22 protein-coding genes are annotated in these 24,498 nt (G+C 55.2%); 14 read left to right on the forward strand and 8 right to left on the reverse strand.

Annotated elements, in window-relative coordinates:
- The first annotated feature begins 8 nt into the window (after positions 1-8).
- From zapE to lpdA, 7 genes are all read left to right on the forward strand, one after another.
- Positions 9-1,136, forward strand: a complete 1,128-nt coding sequence (gene zapE, locus HED22_RS13615) for a cell division protein ZapE (protein WP_167723082.1) — start codon at positions 9-11, stop codon at positions 1,134-1,136.
- Positions 1,137-1,756: 620 nt separating this feature from the next.
- Entirely contained in the window at positions 1,757-2,707 is a 951-nt protein-coding gene (mdh, locus tag HED22_RS13620; protein ID WP_167723084.1) for a malate dehydrogenase, read from the forward strand.
- 142 nt (positions 2,708-2,849) lie between these two features.
- Positions 2,850-4,079, forward strand: a complete 1,230-nt coding sequence (gene sucC, locus HED22_RS13625; protein ID WP_368484507.1) for an ADP-forming succinate--CoA ligase subunit beta — start codon at positions 2,850-2,852, stop codon at positions 4,077-4,079.
- 2 nt (positions 4,080-4,081) lie between these two features.
- A complete protein-coding gene (gene sucD / locus HED22_RS13630) occupies positions 4,082-4,957 on the forward strand; it encodes a succinate--CoA ligase subunit alpha (protein ID WP_167723089.1) in 876 nt (291 codons plus the stop codon).
- A 70-nt stretch (positions 4,958-5,027) separates the two neighbouring features.
- On the forward strand, positions 5,028-7,937 hold the full coding sequence (locus tag HED22_RS13635) for a 2-oxoglutarate dehydrogenase E1 component (protein WP_167723091.1): 2,910 nt from the start codon (positions 5,028-5,030) through the stop codon (positions 7,935-7,937).
- Between the two features lie 108 nt (positions 7,938-8,045).
- Entirely contained in the window at positions 8,046-9,320 is a 1,275-nt protein-coding gene (gene odhB, locus HED22_RS13640; protein ID WP_167723093.1) for a 2-oxoglutarate dehydrogenase complex dihydrolipoyllysine-residue succinyltransferase, read from the forward strand.
- Positions 9,321-9,344: 24 nt separating this feature from the next.
- Positions 9,345-10,751, forward strand: a complete 1,407-nt coding sequence (gene lpdA, locus HED22_RS13645) for a dihydrolipoyl dehydrogenase (protein ID WP_167723095.1) — start codon at positions 9,345-9,347, stop codon at positions 10,749-10,751.
- 72 nt (positions 10,752-10,823) lie between these two features.
- On the opposite strand, the gene HED22_RS13650 is transcribed toward lpdA, so the two are convergent.
- Entirely contained in the window at positions 10,824-12,128 is a 1,305-nt protein-coding gene (locus tag HED22_RS13650) for a glycosyl hydrolase family 8 (protein ID WP_167723097.1), read from the reverse strand.
- Between the two features lie 233 nt (positions 12,129-12,361).
- Here HED22_RS13650 and HED22_RS13655 point away from each other — a divergent pair, with 233 nt between their 5' ends.
- Positions 12,362-12,808 (forward strand): methylglyoxal synthase, encoded by a 447-nt coding sequence (locus tag HED22_RS13655; protein ID WP_167723100.1) that lies wholly within the window; start codon positions 12,362-12,364, stop codon positions 12,806-12,808.
- Between the two features lie 50 nt (positions 12,809-12,858).
- Positions 12,859-13,785, forward strand: coding sequence for an AEC family transporter (locus HED22_RS13660; protein WP_167723102.1), 927 nt, complete (start codon positions 12,859-12,861; stop codon positions 13,783-13,785).
- Here HED22_RS13660 and HED22_RS13665 read toward each other — a convergent pair.
- Complete coding sequence (locus HED22_RS13665; protein WP_167723104.1) at positions 13,732-14,535, reverse strand: RluA family pseudouridine synthase; 804 nt, start codon at positions 14,533-14,535, stop codon at positions 13,732-13,734. The two genes, HED22_RS13660 and HED22_RS13665, sit on opposite strands and share 54 nt — an antisense overlap.
- Positions 14,536-14,683: 148 nt before the next feature.
- Between HED22_RS13665 and HED22_RS13670 the strand changes: the two genes are divergently transcribed.
- Genes HED22_RS13670 through HED22_RS13680 form a run of 3 tightly spaced genes read left to right on the forward strand, consistent with a single transcriptional unit; the run spans position 14,684 to position 16,685 of the window.
- Entirely contained in the window at positions 14,684-15,478 is a 795-nt protein-coding gene (locus HED22_RS13670) for a DUF6134 family protein (protein WP_167723106.1), read from the forward strand.
- The gene (locus HED22_RS13675; protein WP_167723108.1) at positions 15,475-16,242 is read left to right on the forward strand and encodes an SDR family oxidoreductase; all 768 of its coding nucleotides are present in this window, start codon (positions 15,475-15,477) and stop codon (positions 16,240-16,242) included. Before HED22_RS13670 ends, HED22_RS13675 begins: the two co-directional genes overlap by 4 nt.
- The gene (locus HED22_RS13680) at positions 16,239-16,685 is read left to right on the forward strand and encodes a nuclear transport factor 2 family protein (protein ID WP_167723110.1); all 447 of its coding nucleotides are present in this window, start codon (positions 16,239-16,241) and stop codon (positions 16,683-16,685) included. Before HED22_RS13675 ends, HED22_RS13680 begins: the two co-directional genes overlap by 4 nt.
- On the opposite strand, the gene HED22_RS13685 is transcribed toward HED22_RS13680, so the two are convergent.
- From HED22_RS13685 to HED22_RS13705, 5 genes are all read right to left on the reverse strand, one after another.
- Positions 16,648-17,139 (reverse strand): DUF3833 domain-containing protein, encoded by a 492-nt coding sequence (locus HED22_RS13685; protein ID WP_254870044.1) that lies wholly within the window; start codon positions 17,137-17,139, stop codon positions 16,648-16,650. The genes HED22_RS13680 and HED22_RS13685 overlap by 38 nt on opposite strands.
- An 86-nt stretch (positions 17,140-17,225) precedes the next feature.
- Positions 17,226-18,584, reverse strand: a complete 1,359-nt coding sequence (locus HED22_RS13690; RefSeq protein ID WP_167723114.1) for an MFS transporter — start codon at positions 18,582-18,584, stop codon at positions 17,226-17,228.
- Positions 18,571-19,848: a cyclopropane-fatty-acyl-phospholipid synthase family protein gene (locus HED22_RS13695; RefSeq protein ID WP_167723116.1), complete on the reverse strand. Its 1,278-nt coding sequence runs from the start codon at positions 19,846-19,848 to the stop codon at positions 18,571-18,573. The genes HED22_RS13690 and HED22_RS13695 overlap by 14 nt, the downstream gene beginning before the upstream one ends.
- 5 nt (positions 19,849-19,853) lie before the next feature.
- Positions 19,854-20,687 (reverse strand): DUF1365 domain-containing protein, encoded by an 834-nt coding sequence (locus HED22_RS13700; protein ID WP_167723118.1) that lies wholly within the window; start codon positions 20,685-20,687, stop codon positions 19,854-19,856.
- Positions 20,684-22,027: an NAD(P)/FAD-dependent oxidoreductase gene (locus HED22_RS13705; protein ID WP_167723120.1), complete on the reverse strand. Its 1,344-nt coding sequence runs from the start codon at positions 22,025-22,027 to the stop codon at positions 20,684-20,686. Before HED22_RS13705 ends, HED22_RS13700 begins: the two co-directional genes overlap by 4 nt.
- 224 nt (positions 22,028-22,251) lie before the next feature.
- Here HED22_RS13705 and HED22_RS13710 point away from each other — a divergent pair, with 224 nt between their 5' ends.
- Positions 22,252-22,842 carry a sigma-70 family RNA polymerase sigma factor gene (locus HED22_RS13710; protein ID WP_254870045.1) on the forward strand — a complete coding sequence of 197 codons (591 nt, stop codon included), beginning with the start codon at positions 22,252-22,254 and terminating at the stop codon, positions 22,840-22,842.
- Positions 22,839-23,543, forward strand: coding sequence for a ChrR family anti-sigma-E factor (locus HED22_RS13715; protein WP_167723124.1), 705 nt, complete (start codon positions 22,839-22,841; stop codon positions 23,541-23,543). The genes HED22_RS13710 and HED22_RS13715 overlap by 4 nt, the downstream gene beginning before the upstream one ends.
- Before the next feature lie 66 nt (positions 23,544-23,609).
- Here HED22_RS13715 and HED22_RS13720 read toward each other — a convergent pair whose 3' ends face one another.
- Positions 23,610-24,497, reverse strand: a complete 888-nt coding sequence (locus tag HED22_RS13720) for a 23S rRNA (adenine(2030)-N(6))-methyltransferase RlmJ (RefSeq protein WP_167723126.1) — start codon at positions 24,495-24,497, stop codon at positions 23,610-23,612.
- Between the last annotated feature and the right edge of the window lies 1 nt (position 24,498).

Consider the following 24,498-nt stretch of genomic DNA (forward strand, 5'->3'; position numbering starts at 1 on the left):
ACTTGTTGATGACCGACGGCCCGCTTTCCCGTTATCGCGCGAAAATCACCGCTGGTGAGCTGTCCCACGATCCGATGCAGGAGCTGTGCGCCGAAAAGCTGCAAAGCCTGAAACATGCGCTTGATCATTACGAACCGACAACCGGAACAGGCGGCTGGCGCGAACGGTTTGGTTTAACGCGCCGACGCGAGGAACCCACCCCGCCGCTTGGACTTTATATTTATGGCGAAGTCGGGCGTGGCAAATCGATGCTGATGGATCTGTTTTACGAAACCATCAGCATTGAAAAAAAACGTCGCGTTCATTTCCATGATTTCATGCAGGATGTGCATGAACGCATGCACCGCTATCGCCAGACCAAGAAAAAGGACGATGCCGACCCGATCCCGCCGATTGCAGAGGACCTTGCCAAAGATGCCTGGTTGCTGTGCTTTGACGAGATGCAGGTTACCGACATCACCGACGCGATGATCCTCGGCCGTCTGTTCGAACAGCTGTTTGATCATGGGGTAGTGATCGTCACCACATCCAACCGCGTGCCGGATGATCTGTACAAGGATGGTCTGCAGCGCCAGAACTTCCTGCCCTTCATCGACATGATCAAGCAAAAGCTTGATGTGCTGGAACTGGCAAGCCCAACCGATTACCGCATGCGCAATCTGACCGCGGCCGAAGTCTTCCTGTATCCGACCACCCGCGAAGACGCATCGCCGCGTATCGACGAGATGTTTGCCACCCTGACCGAGGGCGCACGCGTTGCACCCGACAGTCTGACCGTCAAGGGCCGCAAAATCGAAATTGCCGCAGCTGGCGCCGGGGTGGCCAAATTCACCTTTGAAGAGCTCTGCACACGACCATTGGGCCCGGGTGACTACATCGCCTTGGCGACGCATTTCCATACCATCGTCATTGATTTCATTCCGAAACTGCCGGACTCTCGCCGTGACTGGGCCAAGCGGTTCGGCACTCTGGTCGATGCGATGTATGAGCACAAAACCAAGCTGATCTGCGCGATTGAGTGCGATCCGACCGAGATCTACACCGACGGCGACTATTCATTTGAATTCCAGCGTACGGTGTCGCGCATGACGGAAATGCGCAGTCAGGAATATCTCGATATGGCGCATCTGACCTGATAATGCCCCACCGGGTCGCAAGCTTTCCCGTTCCAAAAGCCGTCAGACTGCATTTGAAAAAACGCGCGCCTCACATCTGCTGATCCCTGTAAAACGACTCCACAACGGCAATTTTAAAACCATCGCAATTATTCGCCATATGGGCGCTTATCATCGCCCGATTCTTGCGTCTGACGTAGGGGAAACGCAGCTTCACGCAAAATTCGTCATATTAGGGATTTCAGGCCCCCGAACGGATCGCATGGCTGATAGCCGTTTTGCGCATTGCTGCGTTGGTGTAATCGGGTTCATACGCCCGAATTCCCAGCAAAGGCCCAGACTGCCTTTCATTTAAGCAGGCCGCAATCGCAAACCAGCTTTGGTTTTGCTGGACATTCGCCTGCCTTCGCAGCTGCAACGTGAATGGTTTTTGAGCGTTTAGACCATAGTTGCAATAAACCGCGAACCGGCGGTTTTCCTCGTAAAAACAGTGGGGTTTCCCCTTGTCATTCGTGCCGATTCAGTTTACGACACTCGATGTTTACGAACGATTATTTCGCGTTCGCAGGTTTAAATTTTCAATCGCGCTCCCAAGTTGAGTTTCGACCCCCAGGAAGCGCAATAGGGAAGAAGGTAACGGAATGGCCCGCAACAAGATCGCGCTCGTCGGCGCCGGCAATATTGGTGGCACGCTTGCTCACCTCGTCGGTCTGAAAGAGCTTGGCGACGTCGTCCTTTTCGACATCGTTGATGGCATGCCACAGGGCAAGTCGCTTGACATTGCTGAATCCTCCCCCGTCGACATGTTTGATGCCGACCTCAAGGGTACCAGTGACTACAAAGACATCGCAGGCGCTGATGTCGTCATCGTCACCGCCGGTGTTGCTCGCAAGCCGGGCATGAGCCGCGATGATCTGATTGGTATCAACACCAAAGTCATGACCCAGGTTGGTCAGGGCATCAAGGAACACGCTCCTGACGCCTTCGTCATCGTCATTACCAACCCGCTTGATGCGATGGTCTGGGTAATGCAGCAGGCAACCGGCTTCGATCCGAAGAAAGTTGTCGGCATGGCAGGCGTACTGGACTCTGCACGTTTCCGTTACTTCCTCGCAGAAGAATTCAACGTCTCTGTCAAAGACGTTACCGCCTTTGTTCTGGGCGGCCACGGCGACACCATGGTCCCGTCGATCCGTTATTCGACCGTCGCCGGTATCCCGGTTCCGGATCTGATCAAGATGGGTTGGACCACGCAGGAAAAAATCGACCAGATCGTTCAGCGTACCCGTGACGGTGGCGCAGAGATCGTCGGCCTGCTGAAAAACGGTTCTGCTTTCTACGCCCCGGCTGCTTCGGCAATCGCGATGGCGGAAAGCTACCTCAAAGACCAGAAGCGCGTCATGCCGGTTGCTGCTTACCTCAGCGGCGAATACGGTGTTGACGGTCTTTATGTTGGCGTCCCGGTTGTTCTGGGTGCCGACGGTGTAGAACGCATCGTCGAGATCAATCTCGACGAGTCCGAAAAGGCAAACTTCGATAATTCCGTGAACGCAGTTCGCGGCCTTGTCGAAGCTGCCAAGGGCATGCTCTAAAGAACGCGAAACGGGCTGGTCATTGACCGGCCCGTTTTTCAATCATTGTTGTTTTTCAAACTTCAATGATCGCGGGCCTCTTAACAAAGTCCCTCCCGCTCGAGACAGGGACATTGAAATCCAGATTTCTGACCCACCGGAAATCGTACGGAAGGCAAGAAAGCGACCGAACATGAATATTCATGAGTACCAGGCGAAAGAAATTCTTCGCAAATACGGTGTGACCGTGCCAAACGGCAAAGTTGCATACACCGCTCAGGAAGCCATCGAAGCTGCCCAGTCCCAGGCTGGCCCGGTTTACGTGGTAAAATCCCAGATCCATGCAGGTGGCCGCGGTAAGGGCACCTTCAAGGAAGCCAAGGCAGGTGACAAAGGCGGCGTTCGCGTCGTCAAGAGCCCGGAAGAAGTCGGCGAGAACGCTGAACAGATGCTCGGCTCCACCCTGGTTACCCACCAGACCGGCCCTGAAGGCAAAGAAGTCAAACGCGTCTACATCGAAGAAGGCTGCGACATCGCACGCGAACTGTATCTTTCGGTTCTCGTTGATCGCGCATCTTCGCGTGTGATCTTCATGGCGTCGACCGAAGGCGGCATGGACATCGAAGAAGTTGCCGAAGCAACCCCGGAAAAGATCGTCACCGTTGACATCGACCCGGCTGCAGGTTTCTCGGGCTTCCACGGTCGCAAACTGGCGTTTGCACTTGGCCTTGAAGGCAAGCAGGTTTCCAAAGCTGTCAAATTCATGTCGGCGATGTACCAGTGCTTCCTCGATACCGATGCAGCCATGGTTGAAATCAACCCGCTCGTCGTGACCGGCGAAGGCGACATCATCGCGCTTGATTGCAAAATGAACTTCGACGACAACGCGCTGTTCCGCCATGCGGACATCGAAGAGCTGCGTGACGAAGACGAAGAAAACCCGGCCGAACTCGAAGCTGCAAAACACAGCCTCAACTACATCAAGCTTGATGGCACCATCGGCTGCATGGTCAACGGCGCAGGCCTGGCCATGGCAACCATGGACATCATCAAGCTGTACGGTGGCGAACCGGCTAACTTCCTTGACGTTGGTGGCGGCGCAACCAAGGAACGCGTGACCACTGCCTTCAAGCTGATCCTGTCGGATCCGAATGTCGAAGGCATCCTGGTCAACATCTTTGGCGGCATCATGCGTTGTGACGTGATTGCAGACGGCGTTGTGGCAGCAGCCCGCGAAGTCAGCCTGAACGTCCCGCTGGTCGTTCGCCTTGAAGGTACCAATGTCGAACTTGGCAAGAAGATCCTCGAAGAATCGGGTCTGCCGATTGTTTCGGCTGACAACCTTGCCGATGCCGCCGAGAAGGTGGTCAAAGCTGTGAAGGAGGCCGCGTAACTATGGCTGTTCTCGTCGATAAAAACACCAAAGTTATCTGCCAGGGTTTCACTGGTTCGCAGGGTACTTTCCACAGCGAACAGGCACTGGCATACGGCACCAAAATGGTTGGCGGTGTAACCCCGGGTAAAGGCGGCACCAAGCACCTTGACCTGCCGGTTTTCAACACTGTTGACGAAGCGGTTCACACGACCGGCGCGAATGCCTCGGTCATCTATGTTCCGCCGCCCTTCGCAGCAGATGCAATCCTTGAAGCCATCGACGCCAAAGTCGAACTGGCTGTCTGCATCACCGAAGGTATTCCGGTTGCTGACATGGTCCGCGTCAAGCGTGCACTCGACGGTTCGTCGACCCGCCTGATCGGCCCGAACTGCCCGGGTATCATTACCCCGGACGAATGCAAGATCGGCATCATGCCGGGTCACATTCACCGCCGCGGTAAAATCGGTATCGTTTCACGTTCCGGTACGCTCACCTACGAAGCAGTTGCGCAGACCACGGCCGCTGGCCTTGGTCAGTCGACCTGTATCGGTATTGGTGGTGACCCGGTCAACGGCACCAACTTCATCGACTGCCTCGACCTGTTCCTGAAGGATCCGGAAACCGAAGGCATCATCATGATCGGTGAAATCGGTGGTTCGGCAGAAGAAGAAGCATGTGAATTCCTGCAGGCTTCCTCGGTCAAGAAACCGGTTGCCGGCTTCATCGCCGGTGTTACCGCACCTCCGGGTAAACGCATGGGCCATGCCGGTGCGATCATCTCGGGCGGTAAAGGTACCGCGGATGCCAAAATGGAAGCCATGCGCAGTGCTGGCGTTCTTGTTGCCGATTCCCCGGCAAGCCTCGGCTCGACCATGCTGAAGGCTTTGAAGGGCTAATCTGGGTAGTCAGAGGAAAGGCAAGGGGGGGCGTGGTCCTTCTTGGGGACCATGCCTTCCAAGACCACAAATGAAACCTCAAGATCTCGACACGATTCTAAACGAGTCGAACGCAACCTACATCGCTGAACTTTATGCCCGGTATCTGGAAAGCCCGTCTGCGGTTGACCAGAGCTGGGCTGAGTTTTTTGACGGGTTGCAGGACGACGCCTCCGAACTTCTCGCAGAAATGCGTGGGCCGAGCTGGCAACCACGGGAAACCAAGGTTGTTGGCGGCATGGAGGGATACGACGTCTCACAGGGGCATGCCGAACGCCCGGTCCAGATGGGCTATGCACCGGCACCCCACGCAGCACCGACGGCTAGTCAGGTAAATTCTGATGCCATCCGCGCTGCGGCCAATGATTCCATTCGCGCCCTGATGCTGATCCGGTCCTACAGGGTACGCGGCCATCTTGAAGCGAATCTGGATCCGCTGGGCCTCGCCCCGCGTGAACCACACCCGGAACTTGATCCGAAGACCTACGGCTTTACCGAAGCCGACATGGATCGTCCGATCTTCATCGCCAATGTTCTTGGCCTTGAAACTGCGACCATCCGCCAGATTGTCTCGCTGGCACGCAAAACCTATTGCGGGTCGATCGGTATCGAATTCATGCATATCCAGGAGCCCGAACAGAAATCCTGGATCCAGCAGCGTATCGAAAGCATCGGCAACCAGACGCAGTTCACCACCCGTGGCAAGGAAGCCATCCTTGAGCGCCTGGTCGAAGCCGAAGGCTTTGAAAACTATCTGCACACCAAATATGTCGGCACCAAGCGTTTTGGCGTAGACGGTGGCGAAGCCCTGATCCCGGCACTCGAACAGATCCTCAAACGTGGTAGCCAGCTTGGCATCCGCGAGGTTGTGTTCGGCATGCCGCACCGTGGTCGTCTGAACGTTCTTGCCAACGTCATGAGCAAGCCGTTCCGTGCGATCTTCTCGGAATTCATGGGCAACCCGTCCAAGCCGGACGACGTGATGGGCTCTGGTGACGTTAAATATCACCTGGGTACGTCCGCCGACCGCGAATTTGACGGCAATGTTGTTCACCTGTCGCTGACGGCAAACCCGTCGCACCTTGAAGCGGTGAACACTGTTGTTCTTGGTAAGGTCCGCGCCAAGCAGGCCCAGCGCAAAGACACATCCCGCGAGCAGGTTATGGGTATCCTCCTGCACGGTGATGCGGCCTTTGCCGGTCAGGGTCTTGTGGCCGAAACCTTCGATCTGTCACACCTCAAAGGCTATCGTACCGGTGGTACGATCCACTTTGTTGTGAACAACCAGATCGGTTTCACGACCAAACCGACCGATTCCCGTTCTTCGCCCTATTGCTCGGACATTGCCAAAGTCGTTCAGGCACCGATCCTGCACGTCAACGGTGACGATCCCGAAGCAGTCGTCCATGCGGCCCGCATCGCGACCGAATTCCGTCAGGAATTCAAGCAGGACGTCGTTATCGACATGTTCTGCTATCGCCGCTTTGGCCACAACGAAAGCGACGAACCGGCATTCACCCAACCGAAGATGTATGACGTGATCGGCAAACACCCGACCACCAAGGACATCTATGCCCAGCAGCTGATCAAGGAAGGCCTTCTGACCGAGGACCGCATCAAGGAACTGGACAAGTCGTTCCAGGATTACCTTGATGAAGAGTTCAAGGCATCAGAGAACTACCGTCCGAACAAGGCTGACTGGCTTGAAGGCAAATGGTCGGGTCTCGCATCCTCGCATGGCGACGATGCCGACTGGACCGGCGAGACCGGTGTAGAAGAAAGTCTTCTGCAGGAAGTCGGTCGGGCGCTTTCGACCCCGCCGAGTGACTATGACATCAACCGCAAAATCCTTCGTCAGTTGAAGGCCAAAGCGAAGATGTTTGAAACCGGTGAAGGCATCGACTGGGCGACGGCAGAAGCCCTGGCATTCGGGACCCTGATGTGCGAAGGCACGCCAGTGCGTCTGTCGGGCCAGGATTGCCAACGTGGTACCTTCTCGCAGCGTCATGCCAAGCTGATCGATCAGACCAACGAGGCAAAATACACCCCGCTGAACAACATCCGCACCGGCCAGGCCGAGCTTGAGGTCCTCAACTCGCCACTGTCCGAAGCTGGTGTTCTTGGCTTTGAATACGGCATCACCCTTGCAGAACCGCATTCGCTGGTTCTCTGGGAAGCCCAGTTCGGTGATTTTGCCAACGGTGCACAGGTCATCATTGACCAGTTCATCAGCTCGGGCGAGGCCAAATGGCTGCGTATGTCAGGTCTGGTGATGCTGCTGCCGCACGGTTACGAAGGCCAGGGTCCGGAACACAGTTCTGCACGTCTGGAACGTTACCTGCAGCTTTGTGGTGAAAATAACATGCAGGTGGCGAACTGCACGACACCGGCAAACTACTACCACATCCTGCGCCGTCAGATTCGTCGCTCCTTCCGTAAACCGCTGGTCCTGATGACGCCGAAATCGCTTCTGCGTCACAAGCAGGCTGTATCGTCGCTGTCCGAATTTGCTTCGGGCACGACCTTCCAGACTGTGATCAGTGAAACCGGCAAGCTGGTTGACGACAAAAAGGTCAAACGCGTCGTTCTGTCGTCGGGCAAGGTCTATTACGATCTGCTTGCCGAGCGCGAAAACCGTGGCATCGAAGATGTCGCACTTGTTCGTGTCGAACAGCTTTATCCGTGGCCTGAGAAAGAACTGGCAGCGGAGCTTGCGAAATACCCGAATGCTGATGTCGTCTGGTGTCAGGAAGAATCCGAGAATATGGGTTCCTGGTTCTTCGTGGATCGCCGGATCGAGGCAACGCTTGCCAGCATCAAGCATAAAACGGGGCGTCCTGTTTATGTTGGTCGTGCAGCATCTGCTTCGCCGGCAACGGGTCTTCTGAAGGCTCACCTGCGTGAACAGGCTGATTTGGTCGACAAGGCACTAAGCGTCTAGCACTTTCAACGAACGGGCGAGAAATCGCCCGTTCGATCCGTTCATTTAGAATTCATTCGTATCCTGGCAGACCCACACTGCCTGATTGAAAAAACGGTCGAGGAAAAAATGGCGACTGAAGTTAAAGTTCCCGCACTGGGCGAGTCTGTATCTGAAGCCACGGTGGCAAAATGGTACAAAAAAGTCGGCGACGCTGTTGCTGCCGATGAACCGATTGTCGAACTTGAGACCGACAAGGTCACCGTCGAAGTCAACTCCCCGGTAGCCGGCGCAATCGCCGAGCTGGTTGTTGCAGAAGGCGACGAAGTTGAAGTTGGCGCGCTGATCGCACACATCAACGAAGGCGCTGAAGGCGCCGCAGCTTCTGACGAACCGGCCAAGGAAGAAGCCCCGGCCGAGAAGAAAGAAGAAGCTCCGGCCAAGAAAGAAGAGCCGAAAGCAGCCCCGGCTGCTGCACCGGCAGCAGCGACCACGTCGAACAGCGATCACCCGCTGGCACCGGCTGTCCGCAAACTGGTCGAAGACAAGAACCTGGATCCGTCGAAAATCCCGGCAACGGGTAAAGACGGCCGCCTGACCAAGGGCGACGTTCTGAACTTCCTCGAAGGTGGTGGATCCGCTTCGCGCGCCGCTGCTCCGGCACCAGCCGCACCGGCAGCCCCGAAACCGGAACGTGAACTGCGTGACGGTGAAGAGCGTGTCAAAATGTCCAAGCTGCGCCAGACCATCGCGCGCCGCCTGAAAGAAGCCCAGAACACTGCGGCCATGCTAACCACTTACAACGAAGTGGACATGACCAACCTTCTGGCGTGCCGTAACAAATACAAGGACGGGTTCGAGAAGAAACACGGTGTGAAGCTCGGCTTCATGTCCTTCTTCATCAAGGCCTGCACCACGGCGCTCAAAGAATGGCCGGCCGTGAACGCCGAAATTGATGGCAACAGCTTCATCTACAAGAACTACTGCGATGTCGGCGTTGCCGTTGGCACCCCGCAGGGTCTGGTTGTTCCGGTTATCCGTTCGGCAGAGGAAAAAACCTTTGCTGATCTGGAAAGCACCATTGTCGATTTCGGCAAACGTGCCCGTGACGGCAAGCTTGGCATGGATGAAATGACGGGCGGTTCGTTCACCATCTCCAACGGTGGTGTCTTTGGGTCCCTGCTGTCATCCCCGATCCTGAACGCACCGCAGTCCGGTATTCTTGGCATGCACAAGACCCAGATGCGTCCGGTCGCAATCGACGGCAAAGTCGAAATTCGTCCGATGATGTATCTGGCGCTGTCCTATGACCACCGTATCATTGACGGCCGTGAAGCCGTTTCCTTCCTGGTACGCGTCAAGGAATGCATCGAGAATCCGGAACGCATCCTGCTCGACATCTGATCAGACAAAAGGATCAAAGAACTCATGAGTGAGAACTACGACGTTGTCGTGATCGGTGGCGGTCCTGGCGGTTATGTTTGCGCCATCCGCGCCGCACAGCTTGGTCTTAAAGTTGCCTGCGTTGAAAAACGCGGCGCACTTGGCGGTACCTGCCTCAATGTGGGCTGCATTCCGTCCAAGGCCCTGCTGCATTCCTCGCACCTGTTCGAAGAAGCGACCGAGCATTTCGATACCCATGGCATCGAAGTCTCCAAGCCGAAGGTCAACCTCGAAAAGATGATGGCCCGCAAGGACAAGGTCGTTGACAGCAATGTCAAAGGCATCGAATTCCTGTTCAAGAAGAACAAGATTACCTATGTCAAAGGTGCTGGCGAAATCACCTCGCCGACCGAAGTCAAGGTTGCCCTTCTTGATGGCGGCGAAGAAACCCTGACGGCCAAGAACATCGTCATCGCGACGGGTTCGGAAGTCACCCCGCTGCCGGGTGTCGAAATCGACGAAGACAAAATCGTTTCTTCGACCGGCGCGCTAACCATTCCGAAAGTGCCGAAAAAGATGGTTGTCATCGGTGCAGGCGTTATCGGTCTGGAACTGGGTTCCGTCTGGCGTCGTCTGGGTTCGGAAGTCACCGTTGTTGAATATCTTGACCGCATTCTGCCGGGCATGGATGGCGATCTGGTCAAACAGACCCAGCGCATCTTTGCCAAACAGGGTCTTGAATTCAAACTCGGCCACAAGGTTACCGGTGCCAAAACCACCAAGTCCGGCGTAACCCTGACGGTTGAACCGTCCAAGGGTGGCGATGCCGAGGAACTCAAAGCCGATGTCGTACTGGTGGCAATTGGTCGCCGTCCGTACACCAAAGGCCTTGGCCTGGACACTGTCGGTGTTGAACTCGACGACCGTGGTCGCGTCAAAACCGACGAACATTTCCAGACCAATGTTGGCGGCATCTTTGCAATTGGCGATACCATCGTTGGTCCGATGCTGGCCCACAAGGCTGAGGAAGACGGCGTTGCCCTGGCAGAAATGCTGGCAGGCGAAGAAGGCCATGTCGATTACGGCAAGGTCCCGGGTGTTGTGTACACCTGGCCGGAAGTTGCCTCTGTTGGCAAAACCGAGGAGCAACTGAAGGAAGAAGGCGTAGACTACAAAGTCGGCAAATTCCCCTTCACCGCCAACGGACGTGCCAAGGCAATGGAAAGCACCGAAGGCTTTGTCAAAATCATCGAAGACAAGAAAACGCACCGTGTCGTCGGCGCGCATATTGTCGGCCCGGCTGCGGGCGATCTGATTGCCGAAGTGGTTCTGGCGATGGAATACGGTGCATCTGCCGAAGACATCGCACGCACCTGCCACGCCCACCCTGCCCTTGGCGAGTCCGTCAAGGAAGCGGCACTGGACGCGGACAAACGCGCAATCCACATGTAATCCTGATCAGGGCAACCCGATCACACAAACGGCCGCTCCTTTGGAGCGGCCGTTTTGCGTTGCATGGGCATTTCATCGCCCGGCGGGTGACCAAGAATTCCCCGAAAGCACCAACATGCACAACAACGTGACACTGTCTTCATAATAGTCCATGTGCCGGTCGCGAATATTGGCATACAGATCATCAAGCCATTCCTGGGCCCCGTAATCACCGGGCAGCAGCATGGATGCCACCGCCATCGGTGCAACGAACAATGTGCTGTTTTCACTTTCATAAGGTAACGGCAAGCCGCTTAACATATATCCAGACTGGATCACGCCCGGATCACCACCCGTCCGCGCCCGCATCCAGCTTGCCATCTTCCGGGCAATCTCGGCAGCATGTGGATCGCCCGAAATCAGTGCATGGCTTGCAATCCGCCACGGCACACGCGCCGCATTGAAATAAAACGCGGTGTCATAATAGCCTTCCAGATAATTTGGCGGTGCGGGATGAACCTGACCTTCAGGCTCCTTAATCGCAAAATCGGGCAGTAATCCGGTATTCGGTGAAACGTCGCGCTGCAAACGTTTTGCGACCTCCAGAACCCGCAGCCGCACCTCCTCCCACAATGGATCACCGGTTGCGCGTTTGAAGGCGGCGAAATGCTCTGGCATGAAATCAGATGGTCGGGTGCCCCATTGATCGTACTCCTTGCCGTTCGGATCGACCCAGTCACCCAGCAACGGCAGACGGCTATCGGGGCCAATCGTCCGTTCCCCGATGGCAGCAATGACTGTGCGTGCTGCTGTCAAATAGGTTGCATCCCCCCATTGATCAGCTGCCATCAGCAAGGCAAATGCAATATCGGCATCGCCGTCAAAGGCACTGTCATTGCCATCCTTTGACGGCGGGACTTGCCATCCCATCAAGCGTGGATCAATGTCACTTGGCCATTGGCGGGCAAAGCGCCACAAACCATCAAATATGGTCCGCGCGTCCAGGTCCGCCCCGGCCATCAGGACCGCAATCATCATCCCGTATCCTTGGCCCTCGGACACGGTACGTTCCGGCTGTTCATGGCCGAATGTCACGCGATATTGCACATCACCACTGCTGCTATCAACCTTTCGAAGATAATCCGCCTTCCATTGCTGATAAAAGGCACGAACATCATCATCACGTTGCGCTTGCGACCAGCGTGAAGGCAACAACGCCCCTTGCTGATAATCCTGATGTTGTGGAAAAGGCCGAAAAACACTCTGGTCCGCCTTGGCCGATACCGACGCCGCCAAGATGGCGCACAGGACAATTCCGACACCCGCAACCATCTGGCCCCAGATCTTCGCCTTGGCCGCACCGCGTTTCAAATAGCCCATCACATCAATCGCCCTCATAGACCATATTCGACGATCCTGTGACCGACGCGCTTATGATGATTTCACCCCAATCCGACATTTGCCAAGACTTTATGCATCAAAGCTGTGGCATCGTTACCTGACCCGCCAAAACAGTGCCTAAGTGTCTAGATTTTATCTGGTTTGTAGAATTGTCAGACTTTTGGCAGGTGACGCTGGATGGCTTTGGGGATTAGTATGACAAATTATGTTTACTGGCCCGGAGAATAAAAATGGTGCTGTCTGTTGGCGTTGTTGCCCACGACCGTCGCAAACGCGAAATGGCCGACTGGCTGGAAAAACACAAGGATGTCTTTGCCAATATGCGCATCTTTGCCACCGGCACCACCGGGCGGGTTTTACAGGAACGGTTTACGGAACTTGATGTTCATCCGCTAAAAAGTGGTCCGTTTGGCGGCGATCAGCAATTGGGGTCGATGATTGCCCATCGCGAGTTGCAAGCCATGTTCTTTTTCACCGACCCGATGACACCCCAGCCGCACGATGTCGATGTCCGCGCCCTGATCCGGCTGGCCAACATGTATGAAGTGCCAATTGCGTGCAATCAAAGCACGGCCGACCTTCTGATCAGCAATCCGAAGTTCGAGGAAATCTGCGAACAATATCGCGACCATACCCCCGAACAGGTCTTTGCCGACTACAGCAACCGCAAGGTCTAAACCCCACACGGCCCCAAAAGACGTTTCTGCGCCGGAGCGCCCCACCTGCCATGCAACTCGCCTATGATGTGATCGCTGCGATCTTTCCGATTTTTGCCGCCATTCTGGTTGGTGCGGCCCTAAAGCAATTTCTGATCACGGCGGCGGATGTCTGGGCCGGGATTGATCGGCTGACCTATTATCTGTTGCTGCCGTCACTTCTGATTGTCGAGATTTATCGTGCCGATTTTTCCAGCGGCCATGCCGGAACAGCCGTCGGTGTCACGCTTGCCGCGACACTTGGTGTGTCTGGTGTGCTTCTGCTGCTACGTCCCGTGATCACACGCGACACTCCGCTTTTCACATCCATCTTTCAGGGCTCGGTCCGCTACAACAGCTACGTCCTGCTTGCAGTTGCCGATGCGCTTTACGGGCCGGAGGGCCTTGCCCTTGCCATCGTCTTTATTGCCGTGATGGTGATTGCCACCAATATGCTGGGCGTCGTGGTTCTTAGCGCCTTTAGCAATGGCAAAAGCAACCTCAAACGCATTCTGGGCGGGGTGATCAAAAACCCGATCATCATTGCCGCCGGGGCGGGCGCGATCCTGAATGTGAGTAATATTCACGTTCCGTTGCCGATCGAAAATACCGCCGCCCTGTTCAAGACAGCCGCCCTGCCACTCAGCCTTTTATCGGTCGGGGCGGGATTACGTTTTGTCATGGATAAAAAGGCGCTTGGTGCGATTGCGCTTTCCACCACCATCAAACTTGCCGCCCTGCCTGTCATCACCGGCATTTGTCTTTATCTGGCAGGGATCGACGGCATGGTTCTGGCGATGGGGGTTCTGTATGCCGGGATGCCGTGTGCAGGCAATGCCTATATCCTCGCACGCCAACTTAATGGCGACCCGGAGGCAATGGCATCGATCATCACGCTGGAGACCTTACTCTCCGCCTTCAGCGTCGCCGTCATCGCCGGTATATTGAGCATCAATTGAAGCAGCATGGGCGGCATAGTCGCCATCATAGCCGCATGCTTCCAGCCCGGGGCGCATCAGTTCGGGCGGCGGGGCGTCAACAATCACCGGGTCGCGATCCGCATGGAACGGCACAATAATCTGCCGGGATAGCAACATCAGGGTCGGTGGCGCCCCGAAGATTGGCGGTTCATCGCCACGGCCATAGAACGGATCACCGATCACCGGATGCCCGACATGATCAAGATGGACACGCAACTGATGGGTCCGCCCGGTATGGGGGACCAGTTCCAGCCAGGTGATGTCGTTGCCATCAGCATCCTTGCCACGACCCAGCACGGTATATTCGGTTTTTGACGGCTGACCATCCTCATGCACCAGCATGGTCCAGCCGCTTTCATCATTGATTTTGCCAATGGGTGCATCAATGAAACCGTGATCCTCTTCCATCGCACCGCGAACCACCGCCCAATAGGACTTGCCGATTTTCTTTTCGGTGAAAAGCCGGGTGATCTTCTTTGACGATTTCGGATGACGACACAGCAACAAACAGCCTGCCGTATCCCGATCCAGACGATGCGCCAATGTCGGTTCGGGCTGGATGCCGAATTTCAGATCCGGCAGATAGGCATCAACATGAAAATAGGTCTTGGGCCCACCGTGGGACGCCAACCCGGGCGGCTTGTTCAGAACGATGATGTTGGAATCGCGGTGCAGAACATGCGCGATCAGGTCTTCGGCAATCGGGTGGGGCATGGTGTGGCCTTTCATTTCGGGTCTTGGCCCGTGGGCCCTGCTTACCCCATCAGGCGATAGCGGGCAATGATCATGACGTTTGATCCGCAGATCACGTATTTGCGTAACAAGAAGGGTGAACAAGTTTTTCAACCCGGCTTCGGTACAGATCATGCAGATGTCCATGAGATATCCGGTCAAATCGCTGTTTGGCGCATGTGCGCTTGCTGGCTACATCGTACTGTCTTCCAACGCCTTTGCAGACGATCAGCAACCATCGATGCAGCCTTCCCCCACACCGATCGAGGAGGCGCGTCTGTCGCAAGCATTCGATGGCCCGGATACGTGCAGCAAGTTCGATCCAATCCAGCGATATGGCAACGAGCTTCGCTTTCAGATCCGGCGCAACGATGCGCCCGTCGGAAGCCACGTCGTACAGTTCAATCAGGGGCGTGACGGACTGCAGGTGGTTGCCCAAAGCAATATCGATATCAGCTTTTTGGGGTTCAATGCCTATAGCTTTGACTATCGATCTGAAAGCCTTTGGCAAGGTGATCGCTTGGCAGCCCTTTCCGTTCGGGTAGATGATGATGGCGACGAAACCGAGGTGACAGCGAAAACCAACGATCAGGGCACGCTGGTCGTTGATGGTCCGGACGGTCAGCAGACGCTGCCAAATGGCATTTTCCCGACCGACCATTGGCATTGTGGTGTATTGGGCAGCAAAGCGGTGCTTAACACCATCACTGGCAAGCCAAACGCTGTTGATATCCAGGCAACCGACGTCGAGATGCTGCGCACAACCGACGGCACCCTGCCCGCCACGCGGTTCACCTATGACGGGGAACTTGAAACCACTGCATGGTATGATGCCGATGGCCGTTGGGTCGGGTTGGCATTCGAGGCGCGCGATGGATCGACCATCACATATCGCTGCATGAATTGCGCGACACAGACCGCGCAAAAGGATGAGGAATGAAAAAACACTTCCAGACAATCTGGATTATCGGGGCATCATCAGGCATTGGCGCAGCACTGGCGCGTCAATTTCATGAAAAACCCACATCCCCGGACCAGAAAGTCATCATTTCAGCCCGAAATTCCGACAAATTGGCGGAACTTGCGTCCGAAATGCCGGGTTTAACCCCTGTTCCAGTCGATATTACCGATCAGAATGCGGTAAATGGTGCGATAACCAAGGTTGAAGAGCAGTTCGGGTTGCCTGATCTGGTGGTTTTGGCTGCTGGCATCTATTCGCCCATGAAACTGAACGCCTTTTCCGCTGCGACCATTCGCAGCCACGTCGATACCAATTACATGGGCATCGTCAATTGTCTTGAGCCGCTTTTGGCGAAGATGCGAGCGCGCAAATCTGGCGAGATTGCCGTGATGGCATCGGTAGCCGGATATCGTGGCCTTCCCAACGCATCGGCCTATGGTCCGACAAAAGCCGCCCTGATCAATCTGTGTGAATCGCTGCATACCGAACTTAGCGGCAGTGGCGTCTTGCTGCGCGTCATCAATCCGGGCTTTGTCAAAACCCGTCTGACCGAAAAGAATGATTTTGAGATGCCCTATCTGCTGGAACCCGAAGAGGCTGCAGATTTCATCTATCGCGGGCTTAGTGGAAATGACAAATTCGAAATTGCCTTTCCGCCACAATTTGTGCGGCAATTGAAACTGACGCGAATTTTGCCCTATCCACTTTTCTTCAAATTGATGCGCAAACTGATCAGAGCATGAACGACATCACCGACAATCAGCGCCAGTTGCTGGCGGCATATGCGGCGTATTACGAGAACCTGTCGCTGGACACAGTTGATCAGTTAAACGATCTGGTGACAGAGGATTTTGTCTTTTGCGATCCGTTCACCACGGTCCACGGTCCAAAAGATGTCTGTGCCTATTTGGCAAAGGCCTTTACCGATGCGGAAAATCCGCGCTTTGTCGTCACCCACCGCGCCATTGACGGCGACCGGGGATTTTTGCGCTGGCGGTTCAACGCGCGGGTAAAGGTGATTGGTGATTGGGAATTTACCGGCATGTCAGAGCTGACCTTCAACGAGGATGGCACACGCCTGACATCGCATTTTGATCATTGGGATTCCGGCCAGAACTTCTATGCCAAAATCCCGGTACTGCGCTGGTTCATTCAGCGGCTTGCGCGACGTGTTGGATCTTTGTGAAAAACAGGGTGACTTCCCCGATTTCAAAGCCCCATTTTTTGACCCGTGCGCGGTTGACCAAGACCCCATCGGGTTGCAGGAACATCCAGTCATCGAAACCTACCCGCCAGGCACCATCACCGACCTTGAGATCCATGTCATATGACCAATTGAGCGCGTTGCCATACTGACTGCCTTCGGCGATGCCAACAATGTCGTCTGCACGCCCTTCATAGGAATGCTCACCGGTTTTGGTAATCTCCCAGACGCGACGATCTGTTACACCGTCGTCATAGAGAAAATCTTCTTCAAGTGTCAGAACCCCGTCCTCGATCGTTCCTGTTATTTCGACAGTAAACTGACGGCGGAGGGTCCCGAAACGATCCTCGAAAATCCCCCAGGCCCGGCTGTTGCCTTCGAAATAGTCAAACACATCGAAGCGGGGTTGCTTTTGCGCAAAATCCTGCGGTTTCATCGACCCACATCCGGTTAGTAGCACCAAAAAACACAGCACCATGGTATTCCGCAGCATCGATTTTCTCCTGTCCTGACTTTCCAAGATCAATCTGAGCGGCGTGAAAGGCGCCGACGAATGGCAACCTGATGCGTGCTGTCCAAGGGAAAGCGCCACATCATCCCGATTGCTCCTGCCTTCAATACGATGGGGATCACCGCATAGATCAAAACCAGCACAACCAATGCACCGGTTTTTTCGTCACCGTCCTCTGTCAGTCCAAAAGCGCCCAATATTGGCAAGGCAATGCCCGCGGCAAGTGCCATGGCAAGCTTGTTGGTCATGTTCCAAAGAGCAAAAAGAAGGCCGGTACGACGCACACCAAACCGGTACCGATCCCAGTCATCGACATCGGCCTGAATGGCGGGCGGCAGGGCAAGGTCCGCCCCCAATGCCGCGCCGGTGACAAGGCATATGACGGCAAATGCTGCAAAATCCCCGGCATCAAGGATCGGTACGAACGCGAAGGCCACAATTGCCATGACCATGGCCGTGCACCAGACCCGATGTTTGCCAATGCGCCCGGCCATCACCACCCAAAGCGGGATGGCGATGATGGCGACTGCGAAGTACAGCAAGATCAGGATGTTTTCGCTGTCCTGATCAAGTTCGAGGTAATAGCGGACAAACAACGGAAAACATACAGCCGGCAATCCGGCCGCAAGACCGTTAATCATCCACGCAGAAAGCAGGCGCATGAAAAGACCATTGTCACGCAGACTGCGAACACCAAGACGGAGTGTTTTCAGAAAACTGCCCGACCCCATCCCCATCCCTGCGCCGGCGCCGTCGGATTTTGTGCGTTTTTGTTGCGCCACAGGATCGGGCACCTGCCAGATCAGAAGGGCAATAAAGACAGCGCCAAGGGTCAGGGTCACGATGGCCAGAGTTTGAATTTCCGCCGCGCGATCCGGCGCATTGATCAGAACCGGAATGGCCCCGGCCAGAACAATACCAATCAGACCAGCGCCCTCGCGAAGGGCTGTCAGCGATGTGCGTTTTTTATAATCACCGGAAAGATCCGACCCCCAGGCAAGATAAGGGACCTGAAACATGGTCCAGCCCAGAAACAGCACACTTGCCCAAATCAGAAGATAGAAGGCACTGGGTTGCGACGGCGGACTAAACAGATACCAGAGCCCGATACCGGCGATCACCGCCCCCCCACCGGTCCAGATTTTTCGATTGCGGGTCTTGTCGGACAGCCACCCAACCACCGGATCGGTCAGCATGTCGATCACACGCACCAGCAGCAGGACAACACCGGTTACCGTCAAACCAAGGCCAAGGTCATCGCCATAATAGCTTGGCAACAGCACATAGGCCGGAATGGTCGGAACAGCCGCCGCCATTGCCGGAAGCGCATAAAAAATGGATGTCCGGGTGGGGTATTCAGCCTGAGGCATTTTCGCGATGTTCGATCACGAACAGCCCAACATCGATCGAGCCCTGATCAAATCCGGTTTCGCAATAGGCGAGGTAGTATTCCCACATGCGCTTAAAGCGCAGATCAAATCCCTGCTTGGCAATGCCGTCCCAGGCATGCTGGAAGCTACGCTGCCACTCGGCCAATGTTTTCGCATAGGATTTGCCAAAGAATTCCGAATGACGCAGATCGAGCCCGGCTTTATTGACGGCCGCAGACAACGCCGTCGGTGATGGCAACATGCCCCCCGGGAAGATGTAGCGTTGAATGAAATCTGCCCCACGGCGATAGGTTTCAAAGCGTTCATCGTCAATCGTGATGATTTGCAAGACAGCCTTGCCACCTGGTTTCAGACGTTTGCGGATCATGTCGAAATAGGTCGGCCAGTGTTCTTCACCGACGGCCTCGAACATTTCGATTGAGACGACTTTATCGTATTGGCCTTCCTCGTGGCGGTAATCGCGCAGGACAATATCCGTGCGATCATTCAACCCCTGCATCAACAAACGGTCACGGGCATAGGCATGCTGTTCATTGGACAGGGTCAAACCGGTAACGTCGCAGCGATACTTGCCAGCGGCGAGTTCAGCAAACCCGCCCCAGCCACAGCCGACCTCAAGCACATTTTCGCCCGGCTGAAGGTCGGCCAGTTCGCAAATGCGTTCGTATTTTGCCGATTGGGCCGCCGACAGTGTCATGCCGGGTTTGTGATAAAGCCCGGATGAGTAGGTCATGCTGGGATCAAGCCAGGCGCTATAGAACGCGTTACCAAGGTCATAGTGATAAGCAATGTTGCGCTTCGATCCCTCAAGCGTATTGGCATTGCGCAAATGTCCGATGCGCGTCACCGTCCGGGCCAGGAAACCCGCCGCCAGACGCGCACGCACAATGGCTTCATTGTGCATGGCAAAGTGCATCAGGTGTGTGAGGTCAGGGCTGCTCCAACTGCCATCCAAATAGGCCTCGGCAAAGGCAACGTCACCACCGGTGGCAAGTTTGCGGATCGCCTGCCAGTCATGAATATGAATGGCGGCGCGCAGGTCGGTTTTCTGATCACCGGAAAAATGAAGGGTATCGTTATCGGGCAGAACAATGGTCAGACGCCCGTAATGCAGATGTGCCAGGACACGCTTGAGCATGGCCTTCAGAAGGCTACGACTGCCCGTCATGCTGCCCAGCACCGGAAGGATGCGGTCACGCAGCTGAAGGGCCGAGGCGGTTGCATTACGATTGCGGTTTGGCATTGTTGTTATCTCTTTCCTGCTTGGGCCGCTGCTGTCCCGGTTTCCAGCACATAGGTTACAGGCTGCTCTGGCGGTGCTGGTCGTTTATGAAACGTCATCCCTTTGCGCCAAAGATGGAGCGCCTCCCAATGGATACCTGCCACGACCTTTAACGTCATAAGCGGGTATCGAATGAATGCTCCTAATAATTTACGGTCGGAAAGCTCGGTTCGATCACCGACAAAGGCAGCATTCAAGAACGCACCTTTTGCATCGGTCTCACGGATCGCGACGACAACATTTTCGTCGGGAATGCGAATACGGAAATGATAGTCCGCGACCATGTCGATAAACGGCGAGACATAAAACCCTTTTGCGCAAGACTGGCGCAGCACGTTTTTGTCATCAAGGGCGCCGTCAGTCACCGGGATCAGGTAACTGTGACGATCACCAAAGGTGTTCGATACTTCGTAAAGGACGGCACCCACCGATCCGTCTGCGCGATGGCAGAAATAAACCGACAAGGGATTAAAGACAAAACCGAGCAAGCGCGGATAGCACAACAGCCGGATTTTGTGCGCGCAGTCACCAAGCTGATGATCATTGAGGATTGTCTCCAGGCGCGTGCGCAAATCGGCCGTACCACGATCAGCATGATCGCGGTCATGGAATGAAAACAGGTTAAAGCGGTTGCGACTGAACAGTTTCAGCTTTGCAGCAAGACCATCGATCTCATCAAGATCAAGCAGGAAGGAAAACACCCGATAGCGCAGCTTGTGCTTTTTCGGGCGCAGCCGATGGTGGGTGACCACCCCTTCAAACAATGCCGATGCCGGTTTAGACGCAACAGGACCTGTCATGCGGCCTCGCTTGATTGTGCACGGGTCGTCTCGCCAACGTGGATACGGCCACTTTCGTTCTCGACATTCCATGGACGGCGCACATTACCAAGCGCTTCCGCCACAGCAAGCCCGGACTGAATACCGTCTTCGTGGAAACCATAGCCAAAGTAACTGCCACAATACCAAAGGTTATCAACCCCCTGGATCGACCAGAGTTCTTTTTGCGCGGCCATTGCGCCAGCATCAAACAGCGGATGATCATACAGGAAGGATCGGATCACGCTGCCTTCTGCGGGGTGGCGCGGCGGGTTCAGGGTCACGAAAAGCGGTTGCGCGGGATCAAGGTGCTGCAGGCGGTTCATCCAATAGGTTACACAGACTTTCTGTTCGCCGTCATGGTCCTCGGCCAGATAGTTCCAGCTTGACCAGACCTTGTTGGTCTTTGGCATCAGACTGGCGTCATTGTGCAGAATCGCAAGGTTGCGTTCGTATTTGAACGCCGAAAGCAATTCGGCCGTGCGCGGGTCGGGTTTTTCCTGCAATGCCAACGCCTGATCGCCATGGCAGGCCAGCACAACGTGATCATATTCTTCGCGCTTGCCGTAACGATCCTCGACAAATGCGCCACCAGACGCTGTCTTGCCGACCTTGGCAATGGCGCGATCAAGAACCACACCACCGGAAATCCCTGCTGTCATGCGTTTTACATATTCGCGTGACCCACCAACCACGGTGCGCCATTCCGGCCGATCCTTGATCTGCAACAGGCCATGATTCTGACAAAACCGAACAAATGCGGCCAAGGGGTAGGCCATCATGGTGTCGACCGGCGTTGACCAGATAGCAGCCCCCATCGGCAACAGATGATCATTGATGAAGGATTTGGAATAGCCATTGTCGTGCAGGTAATCGCCAAGGCTGATATGTTCTGCAGTCCCATCTTCCAAGGCGGCGGGGGCTTCGCGATAAAAGCGCAGGATATCGCGCACCATTTTCCAGAAACGCGGGCGGAACAGGTTGCGTTTTTGCGCAAACAGGGCCGAAAGATCGCCGCCACCATATTCCAGACCACCCTCATCCATCGAGGCGGCAAACGACATGTCTGTCGGCGTGGTCTCAACGCTCAGATGGTCAAACAGTGCACAGAGATTGGGATAGCAACGCGTATTATAAACAATGAAGCCGGTATCGACCGGGGTCTGCCCCGCATCAACGGTATTGGAGTGCCCGCCGGGACGGTCGTCCTTTTCATATAGCGTCACGTTATGTGATTGGCTTAGCAACCAGGCAGCTGACAGGCCCGATATTCCAGATCCTACGACGGCGATATTGAGTTTTCCCGAGGTGACAATGTTCATATCGGCCCGGCCTGCTTGCTGTTAGTGTGAGACATTATATATATGAATACGCACGCCTCTGACGTGCGGATCACACGGATTAATCTGGATTTGTTTGTCTGACCTGATTGTAAGTGTCTGGCAGAAAACATACATTTTTATTTGATCCGAATGAACGTGGTCGCCGTAGGATTGTTATGATGAACACGATTCTGGCGCGGCCCCAAAAGGGACCTGAAACCAAAATGAGCGGCACAACACCACGACGCACCGGGCCAGCAGATCCGGTCGAAGCGAAACGATGTGCCGACTGGATTGTTTCCGTCGCAACGTCTCGCGACCGGGAGGCATTTGCGCAGCTTTTCGCGCATTTCGCACCGCGCGTGAAGGCTTACATGTTCCGGTTTGGTGGCAATCCAGAAACCGCCGAGGAAATGGCACAGGAAGCAATGATGCAGGTCTGGCGCAAAGCGCACCTGTTTGATCCCGCCAAGGCGGCCGCCAGTACGTGGATATTTACCATCGCCAGGAACCTCAGGATTGACCGGTTCCGGCAACGCAAACATATCGAGGTTGATGATTCCGATCCGACTTTGATCGTCGACGAAGATCCGCTGGCAGATGACGTTGTCAATCGTGACCAGGAGGCCGTCCTCGTCAAAGCCGCAATGGAAGAGTTACCTGCCGACCAGAAGGTAGTTGTAGAATTGTCGTTTTTCGAAGATTGCTCTCACAGTGAAATAGCCGAGCGTCTCAGTATCCCGCTTGGGACAGTGAAGTCCCGCTTGCGGCTTGCGCTTGGCAAGTTGCGTGGCGGACTGGAAGGTGTCGCATGAACATTAAGCATCATCCAACCGATCAGACATTGATTGAATATGCCAGTGGTTCCCTGTCGCAAGCCATGGAGCTTCTGGTTGCTACGCACATGACCGTATGTCCGCATTGCCGCGACAAGGTAAGCGGTTATGAAACCATGGGCGGTGCAGCACTTGAAACCGCAAACAGCATGTCGATGGCGGACCATTCGCTTGATCACGTTATGGCAATGCTTGAACGCGATACCGCGAACGAAAACATTGTGACGCAGGAAATACCGTCAATGCGTCGTATTGCGGTTGGTGAAAGCATTACCGGCAGCGCCATGAGCGCTCTGCCAAGGCCACTTGCCGATTTGCTGCCCGACGATGTGATGTCGCTTGATGATATTCCCTGGAAATCCCTTGCACCGGGTGTGAAGCACTTCCAGTTGAAATCAATCGAAAGCAAGGGCACCGTTCGCCTGATGAAGATCGCGCCGGGTGTTTCGATCCCCGATCATGGTCATCATGGTCACGAAATGACCCTGCTGATCAAAGGGTCGTACATCGATGATATCGGTCGCTTCCGGGCAGGCGATGTTGCAGACCTTGATGACGATGTTGATCATCAGCCGATTGCCGACACGGCGGAGGAATGTATCTGCCTGATCGCAACCGATGCTCCGATGAAATTCAATGGGCTGCTGCCCAAATTGCTGCAGCCATTTTTCGGAATCTGATACCTGTTCCCAATGCGTCCCGACGCTGCGAGGTCCCGTTGGCACAAAGCCTTCGGGGCCTTTTTTCTATGTGGCTGGCACCAGCCAGCGCATGTGATGTTTTGCCGGTCCGGGCAGCTTGCAGGTTTTGGCAATCCAGTTACCGATATCCCCAAGCTGCTGATCAAACTGCCAAGGCGGGTTCACGACCAGAAGACCGGTACCGCGCATGCGCCCCTTTGCACCACCCTGATCGGTGGCAAGTTCGGCACACAAAACGCCGCCTGCTGCCTTGATTGCCCCGAATGACGTGCGAAGCTCCGCATCAAATCCGTCTTCAAGGACCGGGTACCACAACATGAATGTCGCGGTCGGCCATTTTTCCCACGCATCGCGCACGGCCTTGGCGGCCTTTTGATAGTCCTGTTTTACGTCATAGCTGGGATCCATCAGGACCAAACCGCGACGAATGGCGGGTGGCATCATGCCGACCACGCCTTCATAGCCATCGCGTTTATGCAAATGAATGCGCCCGTCGCGCTTCACCCTGTGATGAAGCATTTCATGTTCGCGCGGATGAAGTTCCATCAGGACCAATTCATCATCTTCGCGCAGCATATCGCGCACGATAAATGGTGATCCCGGATAAAACGGACCGTGATAATCATCCCCTTCTCGCACACCATAGTCGCGTCCCTTTGCGACTGGATCAAACGCGGCGACATAACTTAGAAAATGCTGCAGCATTTCGGGTGCATTCGCCCCGTCCTTCGCGCGCGCATATCCGTCTTTCCATTCACCGGTTTTGGCCGCCTGTTCACTGCCAAGGTCGTACCAACCCGATCCGGCATGGGTATCAATTACGCAGAACGGCTTTTTCTTTTTGCGCAGATGTTCAAGCACCAGCCAAAGGGCGGCATGCTTGTGCATGTCGGCAAAGTTCCCGGCATGAAAGCCGTGCAGGTAACTCAGCATG

This window comes from Thalassospira sp. HF15 (assembly GCF_011806525.1).
Classification (GTDB): domain Bacteria; phylum Pseudomonadota; class Alphaproteobacteria; order Rhodospirillales; family Thalassospiraceae; genus Thalassospira.

Bases quoted from the DNA above. Each gene is read 5' to 3' on its own strand.
- HED22_RS13635 (WP_167723091.1), top strand. From the start codon at position 5,028: ATGAAACCTCAAGATCTCGACACGATTCTAAACGAGTCGAACGCAACC.
- HED22_RS13650 (WP_167723097.1), bottom strand. From the start codon at position 12,128: ATGAGGGCGATTGATGTGATGGGCTATTTGAAACGCGGTGCGGCCAAG.
- HED22_RS13695 (WP_167723116.1), bottom strand. From the start codon at position 19,848: ATGCCAAACCGCAATCGTAATGCAACCGCCTCGGCCCTTCAGCTGCGT.
- HED22_RS13705 (WP_167723120.1), bottom strand. From the start codon at position 22,027: ATGAACATTGTCACCTCGGGAAAACTCAATATCGCCGTCGTAGGATCT.
- HED22_RS13715 (WP_167723124.1), top strand. From the start codon at position 22,839: ATGAACATTAAGCATCATCCAACCGATCAGACATTGATTGAATATGCC.
- odhB (WP_167723093.1), top strand. From the start codon at position 8,046: ATGGCGACTGAAGTTAAAGTTCCCGCACTGGGCGAGTCTGTATCTGAA.
- HED22_RS13665 (WP_167723104.1), bottom strand. From the start codon at position 14,535: ATGAAAGGCCACACCATGCCCCACCCGATTGCCGAAGACCTGATCGCG.
- HED22_RS13675 (WP_167723108.1), top strand. From the start codon at position 15,475: ATGAAAAAACACTTCCAGACAATCTGGATTATCGGGGCATCATCAGGC.
- HED22_RS13690 (WP_167723114.1), bottom strand. From the start codon at position 18,584: ATGCCTCAGGCTGAATACCCCACCCGGACATCCATTTTTTATGCGCTT.
- HED22_RS13680 (WP_167723110.1), top strand. From the start codon at position 16,239: ATGAACGACATCACCGACAATCAGCGCCAGTTGCTGGCGGCATATGCG.
- HED22_RS13710 (WP_254870045.1), top strand. From the start codon at position 22,252: ATGAGCGGCACAACACCACGACGCACCGGGCCAGCAGATCCGGTCGAA.
- HED22_RS13655 (WP_167723100.1), top strand. From the start codon at position 12,362: ATGGTGCTGTCTGTTGGCGTTGTTGCCCACGACCGTCGCAAACGCGAA.
- HED22_RS13720 (WP_167723126.1), bottom strand. From the start codon at position 24,497: ATGCTGAGTTACCTGCACGGCTTTCATGCCGGGAACTTTGCCGACATG.
- HED22_RS13685 (WP_254870044.1), bottom strand. From the start codon at position 17,139: ATGAAACCGCAGGATTTTGCGCAAAAGCAACCCCGCTTCGATGTGTTT.
- mdh (WP_167723084.1), top strand. From the start codon at position 1,757: ATGGCCCGCAACAAGATCGCGCTCGTCGGCGCCGGCAATATTGGTGGC.
- zapE (WP_167723082.1), top strand. From the start codon at position 9: ATGACCGACGGCCCGCTTTCCCGTTATCGCGCGAAAATCACCGCTGGT.
- HED22_RS13670 (WP_167723106.1), top strand. From the start codon at position 14,684: ATGAGATATCCGGTCAAATCGCTGTTTGGCGCATGTGCGCTTGCTGGC.
- HED22_RS13660 (WP_167723102.1), top strand. From the start codon at position 12,859: ATGCAACTCGCCTATGATGTGATCGCTGCGATCTTTCCGATTTTTGCC.
- sucD (WP_167723089.1), top strand. From the start codon at position 4,082: ATGGCTGTTCTCGTCGATAAAAACACCAAAGTTATCTGCCAGGGTTTC.
- HED22_RS13700 (WP_167723118.1), bottom strand. From the start codon at position 20,687: ATGACAGGTCCTGTTGCGTCTAAACCGGCATCGGCATTGTTTGAAGGG.
- lpdA (WP_167723095.1), top strand. From the start codon at position 9,345: ATGAGTGAGAACTACGACGTTGTCGTGATCGGTGGCGGTCCTGGCGGT.